Annotated in this window: 13 protein-coding genes; 4 read left to right on the top strand and 9 right to left on the bottom strand. The window is 72.4% G+C overall.

What is annotated here, in order from left to right:
• Positions 1 to 144: 144 nt before the first annotated feature.
• Both AB0H53_RS16595 and AB0H53_RS16590 read right to left on the bottom strand, forming a co-directional pair.
• Positions 145 to 477: an ATP-binding protein gene (locus AB0H53_RS16595; protein ID WP_362112840.1), complete on the bottom strand. Its 333-nt coding sequence runs from the start codon at positions 475 to 477 to the stop codon at positions 145 to 147.
• Positions 478 to 605: 128 nt separating this feature from the next.
• Complete coding sequence (locus AB0H53_RS16590; RefSeq protein WP_362112837.1) at positions 606 to 1,760, bottom strand: adenosine deaminase; 1,155 nt, start codon at positions 1,758 to 1,760, stop codon at positions 606 to 608.
• A 111-nt stretch (positions 1,761 to 1,871) separates the two neighbouring features.
• Between AB0H53_RS16590 and AB0H53_RS16585 the strand changes: the two genes are divergently transcribed.
• Positions 1,872 to 2,654 carry an alpha/beta hydrolase gene (locus AB0H53_RS16585; protein ID WP_362112834.1) on the top strand — a complete coding sequence of 261 codons (783 nt, stop codon included), beginning with the start codon at positions 1,872 to 1,874 and terminating at the stop codon, positions 2,652 to 2,654.
• A 52-nt stretch (positions 2,655 to 2,706) separates the two neighbouring features.
• On the opposite strand, the gene AB0H53_RS16580 is transcribed toward AB0H53_RS16585, so the two are convergent.
• Complete coding sequence (locus tag AB0H53_RS16580) at positions 2,707 to 3,666, bottom strand: LysR family transcriptional regulator (protein ID WP_362112831.1); 960 nt, start codon at positions 3,664 to 3,666, stop codon at positions 2,707 to 2,709.
• A gap of 62 nt (positions 3,667 to 3,728) precedes the next feature.
• On the opposite strand from AB0H53_RS16580, the gene AB0H53_RS16575 reads away from it, so the two are divergent.
• From AB0H53_RS16575 to AB0H53_RS16565, 3 genes are all read left to right on the top strand, one after another.
• Entirely contained in the window at positions 3,729 to 5,021 is a 1,293-nt protein-coding gene (locus tag AB0H53_RS16575; RefSeq protein WP_362112828.1) for an MFS transporter, read from the top strand.
• Positions 5,022 to 5,047: 26 nt separating this feature from the next.
• Positions 5,048 to 5,746 carry a L,D-transpeptidase family protein gene (locus AB0H53_RS16570; RefSeq protein ID WP_362112825.1) on the top strand — a complete coding sequence of 233 codons (699 nt, stop codon included), beginning with the start codon at positions 5,048 to 5,050 and terminating at the stop codon, positions 5,744 to 5,746.
• 67 nt (positions 5,747 to 5,813) lie between these two features.
• Positions 5,814 to 6,770 (top strand): sigma-70 family RNA polymerase sigma factor, encoded by a 957-nt coding sequence (locus AB0H53_RS16565; protein ID WP_362112822.1) that lies wholly within the window; start codon positions 5,814 to 5,816, stop codon positions 6,768 to 6,770.
• On the opposite strand, the gene AB0H53_RS16560 is transcribed toward AB0H53_RS16565, so the two are convergent.
• The 6 genes from AB0H53_RS16560 to AB0H53_RS16535 all read right to left on the bottom strand — a co-directional run bounded on the left by AB0H53_RS16560 (position 6,721) and on the right by AB0H53_RS16535 (position 12,889).
• Positions 6,721 to 7,050: an STAS domain-containing protein gene (locus tag AB0H53_RS16560; RefSeq protein ID WP_362112819.1), complete on the bottom strand. Its 330-nt coding sequence runs from the start codon at positions 7,048 to 7,050 to the stop codon at positions 6,721 to 6,723. The two genes, AB0H53_RS16565 and AB0H53_RS16560, sit on opposite strands and share 50 nt — an antisense overlap.
• Positions 7,051 to 7,148: 98 nt before the next feature.
• Complete coding sequence (locus AB0H53_RS16555) at positions 7,149 to 8,426, bottom strand: thymidine phosphorylase (protein WP_362112816.1); 1,278 nt, start codon at positions 8,424 to 8,426, stop codon at positions 7,149 to 7,151.
• Positions 8,427 to 8,497: 71 nt separating this feature from the next.
• Entirely contained in the window at positions 8,498 to 8,890 is a 393-nt protein-coding gene (locus AB0H53_RS16550; protein WP_362112813.1) for a cytidine deaminase, read from the bottom strand.
• Positions 8,887 to 10,176, bottom strand: a complete 1,290-nt coding sequence (locus tag AB0H53_RS16545; RefSeq protein ID WP_362112810.1) for an ABC transporter permease — start codon at positions 10,174 to 10,176, stop codon at positions 8,887 to 8,889. Before AB0H53_RS16545 ends, AB0H53_RS16550 begins: the two co-directional genes overlap by 4 nt.
• Entirely contained in the window at positions 10,173 to 11,285 is a 1,113-nt protein-coding gene (locus AB0H53_RS16540) for an ABC transporter permease (RefSeq protein WP_362112807.1), read from the bottom strand. The genes AB0H53_RS16545 and AB0H53_RS16540 overlap by 4 nt, the downstream gene beginning before the upstream one ends.
• Positions 11,282 to 12,889: an ABC transporter ATP-binding protein gene (locus tag AB0H53_RS16535; protein WP_362112867.1), complete on the bottom strand. Its 1,608-nt coding sequence runs from the start codon at positions 12,887 to 12,889 to the stop codon at positions 11,282 to 11,284. The genes AB0H53_RS16540 and AB0H53_RS16535 overlap by 4 nt, the downstream gene beginning before the upstream one ends.
• Positions 12,890 to 13,064 lie beyond the last annotated feature (175 nt).

Genomic DNA, 13,064 nt, shown 5'->3' with positions numbered 1-13,064 from the left:
GGGGGGCGGCCCCGGCGGGGGTCTCGGCCGGCCCCCCCGGCGGGTCGGCGGGCCCCCCCCCCCCCGCCCCCCCGGGGGGGCCCCCCCCCGCCGGGGGGCCGCCCCCCACCGCTGCGCGTACCGGCGTCCGGTACCCGCCGCCGGTCAGGCGCCGGCGCCGACCTGGCCGAGCTGGCCGCCGACGGGCAGGCCGCCCAGCAGGCCGCCCAGCATGGAGGGGTCGACCGGGACGCCGGGCAGCGACGCGCCCTGGGTGACGGCTCCGACCAGCCCCTGGCCGGTGCCCAGCGCCTCGGAGGCCCCGCCGGGGGCCTGGGTGAGGGCGCTCTGCGCGACGGGGAGCGCGCTCTTGGCGACGGCCTCCACGACGGCGCCGGTCGGTACGACGCCGACGGCGGATGCGCTGCCGGCGGCGGTAGCGGCGAAGGCGGCACCGAGCGCGGCGACACCGAGGGTCTTGGCAGCGGACTGCTTCATCGAATTTCGTCCTCGCGGGAAAATCGGGGAGATGAGCGGCTCTGCAACTTAGCCAGCCCTCCGGGCGCCCCGCAAACACCCGCAACGGCCGGGTCGTGGGAATTCCCGGCCGCTCCCCTCGTGTCCGTTCAGCCCGTCCGAGGTGCAGAACCACTGGTGGTGGCCGTCTGCCTGAACAGCCATTCGGACTTCAACTCGGCATATCCGGGCTTGATCACGTCATTGATCATCGCGAGTCGTTCATCGAAAGGGATGAACGCTGATTTCATCGCATTGACTGTGAACCACTGCATGTCGTCGAGCGTGTAGCCGAACGTCCCGGTCAGCAGCTCGAATTCCCGGCTCATACTGGTGCCCGACATCAGCCGGTTGTCGGTGTTGACCGTCGCCCGGAAGTGCAGTCTGCGCAGCAGCCCGATGGGGTGCTCCGCGTACGAGGAGGCGGCACCGGTCTGGAGGTTGGACGTCGGGCAGAGCTCCAGCGGGATGCGCTTGTCGCGCACGTAGGCGGCCAGCCGCCCGAGCTTGACCTGGCCGGACTCCGCGACCTCGATGTCGTCGATGATGCGGACCCCGTGGCCGAGCCGGTCGGCGCCGCACCACTGCAGGGCCTGCCAGATCGACGGCAGGCCGAAGGCCTCGCCGGCGTGGATGGTGAAGTGGTTGTTCTCCCGCTTGAGGTACTCGAAGGCGTCCAGGTGCCGGGTGGGCGGGAAGCCCGCCTCGGCGCCCGCGATGTCGAAGCCCACCACACCGACGTCGCGGTAGCGGTTGGCGAGTTCGGCGATCTCCAGGGCGCGGGCGGCGTGCCGCATCGCGGTGAGCAGCGCGCCGACCCGGATGCGGTGCCCGTTCTCCCGGGCGCGCCGCTCGCCCAGGCGGAAGCCCTCGTTGACGGCTTCGACGACCTCTTCGAGCGTGAGACCGGCTTCCAGGTGCTGCTCGGGGGCGTAGCGCACCTCGGCGTACACCACCCCGTCCTCGGCGAGGTCCTCGGCGCACTCGGCGGCGACGCGGACGAGGGCGTCGCGGCTCTGCATGACGGCGCAGGTGTGCGCGAAGGTCTCGAGATAGCGTTCCAGGGAGCCGGAATCGGCGGCTTCCCGGAACCAGACGCCGAGTTTGTCGGGCTCGTGCTCGGGAAGGGCACGGTAGTTCGCCGCACGGGCGAGATCGATGACCGTGCCGGGGCGCAGTCCACCGTCGAGGTGATCGTGGAGCAGCACCTTGGGGGCGCGGCGGATCTGGTCCGTGGTGGGAATGTCGGGGGTCTGGCTCGTCATTCGCGAACTCTAGCCCCTACGCGCGTAGAAGACCTGGCCCACGACTGTCGATACGCAACGGTGACCACGCGTACGGGTGGCGTACACCTCGGCTTCTGAGACTGTTCTGCCATGGCACACCACGCACACGCACTCGTAGGCACGGGAGCCGCGCGGGCGCCCCGGCTCGGCCGGGCCGTCACGGCCGCCGGCGCGGCGTCGGCGGTCGGCGCCGTGGTGCTGCTCCTGCCGGACGGGGCCCCCGAGTCGGGCCGCCGAGCGTCGCCGCTGGCCCACGCGGCGGCCCTGCCGCTGGCGCGCCGGCTGGTCCGGGCCGGGCGGGACGAGGGGCTGGTGGCGCACGTGGTGCGCTACCGCGGACGCGGCTGGAACGGCAACGACGCCCAGCTCGCCACCGACGCGGCGTGGGCGGCCTCCGAGGTGGTGCGCCGCTACGGCGACGTCCCCATCTGCCTGGCCGGGCACGGCATGGGCGGGCGTGCGGCCCTGCGCGCGGCCGGCCACACGGCGGTCAACTCCGTGCTGGCGCTGGCGCCGTGGCTGCCCGAGCACGACGTGGCGGCGGCGCCGGAGCCGGTACGGCAGCTGACGGGGCGCCACGTGCTGATCGCGCACGGCACGAACGACGCGCGTACGGACCCGGAGCTGTCCTACCGGCTCGCGGAGCGCGCGAAGAAGGTGAACCGCCACACCTGCCGGTTCGAGGTCCACTCGGACGGCCACGCGCTGCGCCAGCACCACGAGGAGGTCCAGGCGCTGGCGGCGGACTTCGTCCTGGGCGCGCTGCTGGGGCGCCCGTTCTCGCGGCCGGTCGCCGACGCCCTGGCGGCCCCGCCGCCGCTGGGGCTGCGCATGCCGCTGGCCGGGGGCTTCGGGCGCGCGCTGCGGCGGTAGGGGTCCTCGCGCCGGGCCCCTCCCGGCGGACCGGGCGGGCCGGGCCGCGCGGCTACTCCGGTTCGGTGAGCAGCTTTCCCCGGCGCGACAGGAGGAACTTCTTGAACGCCGCCACCGGCGGCGTGTCCCGGTGCCCCTCCAGCCAGGCCACGCCGATCTCGCGGACCGCGCGCGGGGCGGTGACCGTGAGCTCGACGACACCGGGCCGGGCCACGGCCGGCGGGGGCAGGAGGGCGACACCCAGGCCGGCCGCCACCAGGCCGCGCAGGGTCTCGGCCTCCTCGCCCTCGAAGGCGATGCGCGGGGTGAAGCCGGCCTCGGCGCACAGCGCGTCGGTGATGCGGCGCAGGCCGTAGCCGGGTTCCAGGGTGACGAACGTTTCGTCGGCCGCCTCGGCGAGACGGACCCGTTTGCGGGTGGCCAGCCGGTGGTCGTCCGGCACGACCAGCCGCAGGCGCTGCTCGTCCAGGCGGCGGGCGGTCAGGTCGGGGGCGTCGGGGACCGGTGAGGTCAGGCACAGGTCGAGGTCGCCGGCGCGGAGGCGCTCGATCATGGCCTCGCCGTAGTTCTGCACCAGGGTGAAGCGGACCTTGGGGTGGTCGACGCGGAAGGCCCGGATCAGGCCGGGGACGGTCTCGGAGCCCATGGTGTGCAGGAAGCCGAAGGCGACCCGGCCGGCGGCGGGGTCGGCGTCCGCGCGGACCGTCTCGGCGGCCCGCTCGACCTCGGCGAGGGCGCGTTCGGTGGAGGCGAGGAAGGTGTGGCCGGCCGGGGTGAGCGAGAGGGTGCGGCCCTTGCGGGCGAACAGCGCCACCCCGAGGTCCCGTTCGAGGCGGACCATGGCGCGCGAGAGGGTCGACTGCGGCACGCCCAGGTCGTGCGCGGCCCGGGTGACGTGCTCGTGGCGGGCGACCGCGGCGAAGTGGGCGAGGCGCGGCGAGAGCAGCAGCCGCATGTCGTGTTCGTTACTGTTCGGTGACAGCCACTCGCGTGAGCTGGGATCATGCGCCATGGGAACGATTAAAGCCGTTCCATGCATTGGACGCATGAAGTGGGGGTGCCTACGGTCGACATATGCCTCCTGCCAGTACCAAGGCGTCCACCGCTCCCGGTGTGGACGCCGACACGCGTCTTGCCCCCCGCCGTCCCGGTTACCGCCGGATGAGCTTCGCCCTCTTCGCCGCCGGGGTCGCCACCTTCGCCCTCCTCTACTCGACGCAGGCCCTGCTGCCCGCCGTGTCCGCCGGTTTCGGCGTGAGCGCGTCGGCGGCCAGCTGGACGGTGTCCGCCGCGACCGGCGCGCTCGCCCTGTGCGTCCTGCCGCTGAGCGCGCTGTCCGAGCGGTTCGGGCGGCGCGGGATGATGACCGCGTCCCTGGCGGTCGCCGTCGCCGTGGGCCTGCTGGTGCCGTTCGCGCCGAGCCTGGAGTGGCTGGTGGCGCTGCGCGCCGTGCAGGGCGCGGCCCTGGCGGGGCTGCCGGCCTCGGCCATGGCCTACCTGGCGGAGGAGGTGCGCCCCCGCGCGCTGGTCGGCGCGATCGGGCTGTTCGTCGCGGGCAACAGCATCGGCGGGATGAGCGGCCGGATCGTCACCGGCTGGGTGGCCCAGCTCTGGGGCTGGCGGGCGGCGCTCGGCGCGGTCGGGGTGATGGCCCTGGTGTGCGCGGTGGTGTTCCGGCTGATGCTGCCCAGGGCGCGGCACTTCACCGCCGGGTCGCTGAACCCCAGGGCGCTGGGCAGGACGGTGCGCACGCATCTGTCCGACCCGTTGCTGCTGCGGCTGTACGCGATCGGCGCGCTGTTCATGACGGTCTTCGGCGCGGTGTACACGGTGATCGGCTACCGGCTGGCCGAGGCGCCGTTCTCCCTGCCGCAGGGTGTGATCGGCTCCGTGTTCCTGGTCTACCTGGTCGGGACGGTCTCGTCGGCGGCGGCCGGCAGGCTGGTCGGCCGGCTGGGCCGGCGCGGGGCGCTGTACCTGGCGGTGACCACGACGGCGGCCGGACTGCTGCTGTCGCTCGCGGACGCGCTCGCCGCCGTCCTGCTCGGGCTGGTGCTGATCACGGCCGGGTTCTTCGCCGGGCACGCGGTCGCCTCGTCGTCGGTGAGCCGTACCGCGAAGGCGGGCCGGGCGCAGGCGTCGGCCCTCTACCAGTCGGCGTACTACCTGGGCAGCAGCGTCGGCGGCACCCTCGGCGCGGTCGCCTTCCACGCCGGCGGCTGGACGGGCACGGTGCTGCTGGGGCTGGTCGCCGTCCTCGGAGTCGTCTCGCTGACGCTGTACGGGACGCACAGCGCCCGGGTGCGGGAACGCCGGTCCGGGGAAACGTACAACCACTCCGTTCCCCCGAGCGTCCAACGGGCATAAGGAAAACAGGATTCGAGGGGGCGTCGATGGGTGGGGTACGCAAACGGGCCGGAGTGGTACTCGGACTGACCGGGCTGGTGGTGCCGCTGGCGGTCGCGCTGGGCAGCACGCCGGCGCAGGCGGCCGAGTCGTGCACGTCGGGCACGGGCCCGCACCAGAAGCAGGTGGAGAAGTTCCTGGGGCGGCCGGTGGACGGCAGGCAGTCGCCGGCCGACTGCCGGGCCGTCCGGGGTTTCCAGCGCACGCACGGCATCACGCCGACGGCCGGGTACGCCGGGCCGCTGACCTGGCGGACGATGAACACCATGCTGGCCCAGCGCGCGGCCGGCCGGACGCCGAACAAGGCCGGCCTGTGCCCGACCAACAAGGGCCGCATCGCGTGCGTGGACCTGACGCGGCAGCTGACCTGGATCCAGGACGGCGCCAAGCTGAAGTACGGCCCCGTGCCGGTGCGCACCGGGCGGGACGGCGCCGAGACCCGCACCGGCGCCCGGAAGATATACCACCGCAACGTCAAGCACTGGTCGACGCTCTACAAGGTGTGGATGCCGTACGCCCAGTTCTTCGACGGCGGGCAGGCGTTCCACTCGGTCACCAAGTCGATGTGGAACCCGCCGGGTTCGGCCGGCTGCGTCAACATGCGCGAGGCGGACGCCAAGGCGTACTGGAACATGCTGCGCAACGGCGACGACGTGTTCGTCTACGGGCGCAAGCCGGGAACCTGACCCGCGCTGTCGGTCCCCTGCGGTAGCTTCCGTCCGGGAGTGGACGGAAGCTGCAGGGGTGGACGCGATGAGTGATGTGGCGAGCCTGGAGGAGTACCGGACCGAGCTGACCGGTTACTGCTACCGCATGCTCGGATCGGCCTTCGAGGCGGAGGACGCCGTCCAGGACACCATGGTCCGGGCCTGGCGCGGCTTCGACACCTTCGAGGGCCGCTCCAGCCTGCGCTCCTGGCTGTACCGCATCGCGACGAACGTGTGCCTGGACGCGCTGAACGCGGGCAACCGACGGGCCCGCCCGATGGACCTGACGGCGCCCACGCCGGTGGCCCGGGCCCGGCTCACCGCCCGGCCGGAGGTCACCTGGCTGGAGCCGGTGCCGGACGCCCGGGTGCTGCCGGCGGTCGCCGACCCGGCCGAGACGGCGGTGGCGCGGGAGACCGTGCGCCTGGCGTTCGTCGCGGCGTTGCAGCACCTGCCGCCCAAGCAGCGGGTGGTGCTGATCCTGCGCGAGGTGCTGGCGTGGAAGGCCAGCGAGGTGGCCGAACTGCTGGGCACCACGGTCGCGTCGGTGAACAGCGCCCTCCAGCGGGCGCGGGCCACACTCGCCGACTCGGAACCGGCCAGGACCGACACGGCCGACCCGCTGGACGAGGAGCAGCGCAGGCTGCTGGAGCGGTACGTGGCGGCGTTCGAGGGCTACGACATGACGGCCCTGACCGCGCTGCTGCACGAGGACGCCACCCTGTCGATGCCGCCCTACGACCTGTGGCTGCGCGGCCACGACGACATCGTGGGCTGGATGCTGGGCGTCGGCGAGGTGTGCCGCGGCTCGCGGCTGGTGCCGGTGGTGGCCAACGGCACCCCGGCGTTCGCCCACTACCACCCGGATCCGGAGGGCGGGTTCAGCCCGTGGGCCCTCATGGTCGTCGAGATCGTGGACGGCAAGGTCTCGGGGATCACCTCGTTCCTGGACGTCAAGCGCTGGTTCCCGCTGTTCGACCTCCCGGACCGGCCGGCGGGCTGACGTCACGGAGCCGGCCGGTCAGCCCCACCAGCTCCAGCAGCGCCCGCAGCTGCCGCCCGGTGCCCCGGAGCGCCAGCCGGTGGCCGGCTCCGCGGGCGGTGAGCAGCAGCCGGGCCAGGACGTCGACGACGGCCAGGTCCGGCCGGACGACGCCGGTGACGTCGCACACCACCTCACCGCCCCGGGCCCGGCCGTCGAGGCGCGCGGCCAGCTCGGCGCAGAGGCGCGGCGCGTCGGCCGGCGACACCGGTCCGGTCACGGTGAGGACGATCGGGTCCATGGCATCCACAGGGGGCAGACCACGGCCGGGGCCGGAACTCATCGGTGTACGCGGACGGGACCGGTGGCTTCCACCGGTCCCGTCCCGTGGCGCGAGTCTCAGGCGATGCGCTCCAGGACCACCGGGGAGGCCTGGTACGCCGTGCCCGCCGGGGCGATGTCGTACGCGCCCTCCAGCGACTCCAGCGCGTAGGCGAACCTCTCCGGGGTGTCCGTGTGCAGGGTCAGCAGCGGCTGACCCGCGGTGACCGTCTCGCCGGGCTTGGCGTGGAGCTCGACGCCCGCGCCCGCCTGCACCGGGTCCTCCTTGCGGGCACGGCCCGCGCCCAGGCGCCAGGCGGCGACGCCCACACCGTAGGCGTCGAGGCGGGTCAGCACGCCGGAGGCGGGTGCGGTGACCACGTGGCGCTCGCGGGCGACCGGGAGGGCCGCGTCCGGGTCGCCGCCCTGGGCGGCGATCATCCGGCGCCACACGTCCATCGCGGAGCCGTCGGCGAGGGCCTTGGCCGGGTCGGCGTCCTTGACGCCGGCCGCGTCGAGCATCTCGCGGGCGAGCGCGACGGTGAGCTCGACGACATCGGCCGGGCCGCCGCCGGCGAGCACCTCGACGGACTCGCGGACCTCCAGCGCGTTGCCCGCGGTCAGTCCGAGCGGGGTCGACATGTCGGTCAGCAGCGCCACGGTCCGCACCCCGCTGTCGGTGCCGAGGGCCACCATCGTGGAGGCCAGCTCGCGGGCGTCCTCGATGTTCTTCATGAAGGCGCCGGAGCCGACCTTCACGTCGAGGACCAGCGAGCCGGTGCCCTCGGCGATCTTCTTGGACATGATCGAGGAGGCGATCAGCGGGATGGCCTCGACCGTGCCGGTGACGTCGCGCAGCGCGTACAGCTTCTTGTCGGCGGGGGCCAGCCCGTCGCCGGCCGCGCAGATGACCGCGCCGGTGGTGTCCAGGACGTGCAGCATCTCCTCGTTGGACAGCAGGGCCCGCCAGCCGGGGACGGACTCCAGCTTGTCCAGCGTGCCGCCGGTGTGGCCCAGGCCCCGGCCGGAGAGCTGCGGCACGGCCGCGCCGCACGCGGCGACCAGCGGGGCCAGCGGGAGGGTGATCTTGTCGCCGACACCGCCGGTGGAGTGCTTGTCGGCGGTCGGGCGGGAGAGCGAGGAGAAGTCCATCCGCTCACCGGAGGCGATCATCGCGGCGGTCCAGCGGGCGATCTCCGTACGGTTCATGCCGTTCAGCAGGATCGCCATCGCCAGCGCCGACATCTGCTCGTCGGCGACCTCGCCGCGCGTGTACGCGTCGATGACCCAGTCGATCTGCGCGGGGCTCAGCTCGCCGCCGTCCCGCTTGGTGCGGATGACGGAAATCGCGTCCATGGCCTTGGGGTTCCTTCCAGAGTGAGGCGACCCCTCCGCCCGTGCGCCGGGCGGAAGGGTCGTCCGTTGTGTTACGCGAGGTGCTGCGGGCCGAACGCCTGCGGGAGCATCTCGGCGAGGGTGAGCACCCCTTGAGGGGTTTCCAGCAGCAGTTCGTCGCCGCCGAACTCGTACAGCAGCTGCCGGCACCGGCCGCACGGCACCAGGACCTCGCCGCGGCCGTCCACGCACACGAAGTGCGTCAGCCGGCCGCCGCCGGTCGCCTGGAGCTGGGAGACCAGCCCGCACTCGGCGCACAGGCCGATGCCGTACGAGGCGTTCTCCACGTTGCAGCCGGTGACCAGGCGTCCGTCGTCGACCCGCGCGGCCGCGCCGACCGGGTAGCCCGAGTACGGCGCGTACGCGTGGGACATGGCGTCCCGGGCGGCGGTCCGCAGGGCCTCCCAGTCGGCGGCGGCCGTCACTTGCCCTGGCCCTTCCGGTAGCGCATGCCGTCCGCCTTGGGCATCCGCAGCCGCTGCGCCGACAGCGACAGCACCAGCAGCGTCACCACGTACGGCGTGGCGCTGACGAACTCGGTCGGGACGGTGTCCGTACCGAGGTACCAGACCAGGACCCCGGCCGCGACGACCGCGCTGATGGCGGCCGTGAGGTAGCTCTTGCGGTACGCCTTCCAGCCGGCGAGCCCGGCCAGCACCACCAGCAGCACCAGCAGCAGCGCGTGCACCGACTCGCCGCCGGCCCGCAGCTGCAGCGCGTCGGCGAAGCCGAACAGGCCCGCGCCCATGGCCAGTCCGCCCGGCCGCCAGTTGCCGAAGATCATCGCCGCGAGGCCGATGAAGCCACGGCCGCCGGTCTGGCCCTCGTTGTAGATGTGCGAGGTGACCAGCGACAGGAACGCGCCGCCCAGTCCGGCCATGCCGCCCGAGACGACCACGGCGATGTACTTGTACTTGTAGACGTTGACGCCCAGCGACTCGGCGGCGATCGGGTTCTCGCCGCAGGAGCGCAGCCGCAGCCCGAACGAGGTCTTCCACAGGCCCCAGAAGGTGGCGGCGAACAGCAGCACGGCGACGATCGTCAGCAGCGAGACGTTGGTGACCAGGCCACCGAGGATGCCCGCGAGGTCGGAGACGAAGAACCAGTGGTGGGTCTCGACCGAGTGCAGGGCGTCGGAGAGGCCCGGCACGGTCACCGAGGTGATGTCCTCGGCGGGCGGGGACTGCTTGGGGCTGCCGCCCCGCTCCGCCGCCTCACCGGTGTTGAACCACAGCTTGGCGAAGTAGGTGGTGACACCGAGCGCCAGGATGTTGATCGCGATACCGGAGATGATGTGGTCGACGCCGAAGGAGACGGTGGCGATCGCGTGCAGCAGACCGCCGAACATGCCGCCCAGCACACCGGCGAGGACGCCGAGCCAGGGGTTGGTCTGCCAGCCGGCCCAGGCACCGAAGAAGGTGCCGAGGATCATCATGCCTTCCAGGCCGATGTTGACCACGCCGGCGCGCTCGGCCCACAGGCCGCCCAGACCGGCCAGGCCGATCGGTACGGCCATGGACAGCGCGGCGCTGATCTGGCCGGCTGAGGTGATGTCCTGCGCGCCGGTGACGGCCCGCACCGCGGACAGCACCAGGAGGGCGCCCGCGACGATCAGCAGGACGACGGGGAGGGAGAGGCGGGTGCGGCCGCCCTTGCCGCCGGTCACCTTGGGGGCGGCGGGCGGCGGGGTGGAAGTCGCCGTGGCGGTCACGCCGACACCTCCTGCGAGTCGTTGGAACGGGCCTGGGCGGCGAGCTTCTCGCCGACCTGCCGCTGCTGGCGCTTGACGCCGTAGCGGCGTACGACTTCGTAGGCGATGACGACGCACAGGACGATCACGCCCTGGATGACGCCGACGATCTCCTTGTCGTACCCCTCGAATTCGAGCTTGCCGGTGCCGCGCTCCAGGAAGCCCCACAGGATCGCGCCGAGCGCGATGCCGAGCGGGTGGTTGCGGCCGAGCAGGGCGATGGCGATACCGGTGAAGCCGATACCGGTGGGGAAGTCGCCGCTGTACTCGTAGCTGGCGTTGAGCAGGGTCGGCATGCCGATCAGGCCGGCCATGGCGCCGGAGATCAGCATCGACGTGACGACCATCTTCTTCACGTCCACGCCGCTCGCCTCGGCGGCCGTGCCGGACTGCCCGACCGTGCGCAGGTCGAAGCCGAACCGGGTGCGGGAGAGCACGAACCAGTAGCCGACACCGGCGATCACCGCGATCACCAGGAAGCCCCAGATGGGATCGGGCTGGGTCGGGAAGTCGAAGAAGCGCGAGGACTCCGGCAGCGGGGTGGTGGACACCTTGGTGCCGGCCTCGTCCAGGTGGCCCAGGCGACCCGGCTGGAGGAGGTAGCCGATGATCGCGGTGGCGATCATGTTCAGCATGATCGTGGCGACGACCTCGCTGACGCCCCGGGTGACCTTGAGGACACCCGCGATGCCCGCCCACATGGCGCCGACGATCATCGCGGTGAGGATGATCAGCGGGATCTGGAGGAACCCGGGCAGGGTGAGCGCGCCGCCGAGCGCGGCGGCGAAGAACGCGGCGAGGCGGTACTGGCCGTCGACACCGATGTTGAACAGGTTCATGCGGAAGCCGATGGCCACCGCGAGACCGGCCAGGTAGTACGTCGTCGCCTTGTTGATGATGTAGACCTGGCTGTCCGACTTGACGCCGTAGTCGAACATGATCCCGAAGGCGCTGAACGGCTCCTTGCCGGTGGCGACCAGCACCAGGGCGGTGACCAGGAACGCGGCGACGACCGCGAGCAGCGGTGCCGCGATCCCCAGGAGCAGCCGCTCCTTGTCGATCTTCTTCATCGGGCCTCGTCCTCCGGGGCGCTGTCGTCAGCCTCTCCGGGCTCTTGCGTGTGCTCGAGGTGGCCGGTGGCGGCACCGGTCATGGCCGAACCCAGCTCCTCGGGGGTGATGGTGGCCGGGTCGGCGTCCGCGACCAGCCGGCCCCGGTACATCACCCGCAGGCTGTCGGAGAGCCCGATCAGCTCGTCCAGGTCGGCGGAGATCAGCAGCACCGCCAAGCCCTCGCGGCGGGCCTCGCGGATCTGGTCCCAGATCTGCGCCTGCGCGCCGACGTCCACACCCCGGGTGGGGTGCGCGGCGATCAGCAGCTTGGGGTCGTGGCTCATCTCACGGCCGACGATCAGCTTCTGCTGGTTGCCGCCGGACAGGGAGGCCGCGGTGACGTCGATACCGGGGGTGCGGACGTCGTACTCGCGCACGATCCGCTCGGTGTCGGCGCGGGCGGCCTTCAGGTCGAGGACGGCGCCCTTGGAGTTGGGCCGCTCGGTGACGTGGCCCAGGATGCGGTTCTCCCAGAGCGGCGCCTCCAGCAGCAGGCCGTGCCGGTGGCGGTCCTCCGGCACGCAGCCGATGCCGCTCTCGCGGCGCCTGCGGGTGGGCATCTGGGAGATGTCCTCGCCGTCCAGGGTGATCACCCCCCGGTCCGGCCGGCGCATGCCCATGACGGCGTCGACCAGTTCGGACTGGCCGTTGCCCTCGACACCGGCGATGCCGAGCACCTCGCCCTTGTGGATGGTGAGCGTGATGCCGTCCAGAACGGCCCTGACCACGCCGTCCGGGTCGGTGGCGCTCAGCGACAGGTCCTCGACCCGCAGCATCGGCACATCGGTGACGGTGGACTCGCGGGTCTCCGGCGAGGGCAGCTCGGTGCCGACCATCAGCTCGGCGAGCTGCTTGGGGGTGGTGCGGCGCGGGTCGGCGGTGCCGACCGTGGTGCCGCGCCGGATGACGGTGATGTCGTCCGCGACGGACAGCACCTCGCCGAGCTTGTGCGAGATGAAGATGACGGTGAGGCCCTCGGCCTTGAGCTCGCGCAGGTTGTCGAAGAGCGCGTCGACCTCCTGCGGGACGAGCACGGCGGTCGGCTCGTCCAGGATGAGCGTACGGGCGCCGCGGTAGAGGACCTTGAGGATCTCCACGCGCTGACGGTCGGCCACACCGAGGTCCTCGACCAGGACGTCGGGGCGGATGTTGAGACCGTAGGCGCCGGAGATCTCCATGATCCTGGCGCGGGCCCGGTCGCCGATGCCGTGCAGCTTCTCGGAGCCGAGGACGACGTTCTCCAGGACGGTGAGGTTGTCCGCGAGCATGAAGTGCTGGTGGACCATGCCGATGCCGCGGGCGATGGCGTCACCGGGGTTGCTGAACGTCACCTGCTCGCCGTCCACCGCGATGGTGCCCTCGTCCGGCTTCTGCATGCCGTACAGGATCTTCATCAGGGTGGACTTGCCCGCACCGTTCTCACCGACGAGGGCGTGCACGGTGCCGCGGCGCACGGTGATGTCGATGTCGTGGTTGGCCACGACACCGGGGAAGCGCTTGGTGATGCCCCGGATCTCTACGGCGTTGGGGCTACTGCTGGGGGGACTGCTGGAGGCTTTGATGGCGCACTCTCCTAGGCAGGGAGCGGAGGAGGCAGAGGCAGGTGTGGTGGCGAAAACTACCGCGTTCGGCGGGCGCTACGCGCGTAGCGTCGTCCCATTGCCGAACGGACCGCCCGTGGACGTGAGTCGGGGCCCGGCGAGCCGGCCGAAGCCGCTCGCCGGGCCCCGCGACACA

This window comes from Streptomyces sp. NPDC050856 (assembly GCF_040653855.1).
GTDB lineage: Bacteria > Actinomycetota > Actinomycetes > Streptomycetales > Streptomycetaceae > Streptomyces.
Note: the sequence above shows the minus strand (reverse complement) of the source record. Positions and strands in the feature narration are given on the sequence as shown.

Coding starts and splice junctions, on each gene's coding strand:
- AB0H53_RS16560 (WP_362112819.1), bottom strand. CDS start 7,050: ATGGACCCGATCGTCCTCACCGTGACCGGACCGGTGTCGCCGGCCGAC.
- AB0H53_RS16540 (WP_362112807.1), bottom strand. CDS start 11,285: ATGAAGAAGATCGACAAGGAGCGGCTGCTCCTGGGGATCGCGGCACCG.
- AB0H53_RS16585 (WP_362112834.1), top strand. CDS start 1,872: ATGGCACACCACGCACACGCACTCGTAGGCACGGGAGCCGCGCGGGCG.
- AB0H53_RS16565 (WP_362112822.1), top strand. CDS start 5,814: ATGAGTGATGTGGCGAGCCTGGAGGAGTACCGGACCGAGCTGACCGGT.
- AB0H53_RS16555 (WP_362112816.1), bottom strand. CDS start 8,426: ATGGACGCGATTTCCGTCATCCGCACCAAGCGGGACGGCGGCGAGCTG.
- AB0H53_RS16590 (WP_362112837.1), bottom strand. CDS start 1,760: ATGACGAGCCAGACCCCCGACATTCCCACCACGGACCAGATCCGCCGC.
- AB0H53_RS16570 (WP_362112825.1), top strand. CDS start 5,048: ATGGGTGGGGTACGCAAACGGGCCGGAGTGGTACTCGGACTGACCGGG.
- AB0H53_RS16575 (WP_362112828.1), top strand. CDS start 3,729: ATGCCTCCTGCCAGTACCAAGGCGTCCACCGCTCCCGGTGTGGACGCC.
- AB0H53_RS16580 (WP_362112831.1), bottom strand. CDS start 3,666: ATGGCGCATGATCCCAGCTCACGCGAGTGGCTGTCACCGAACAGTAAC.
- AB0H53_RS16595 (WP_362112840.1), bottom strand. CDS start 477: ATGAAGCAGTCCGCTGCCAAGACCCTCGGTGTCGCCGCGCTCGGTGCC.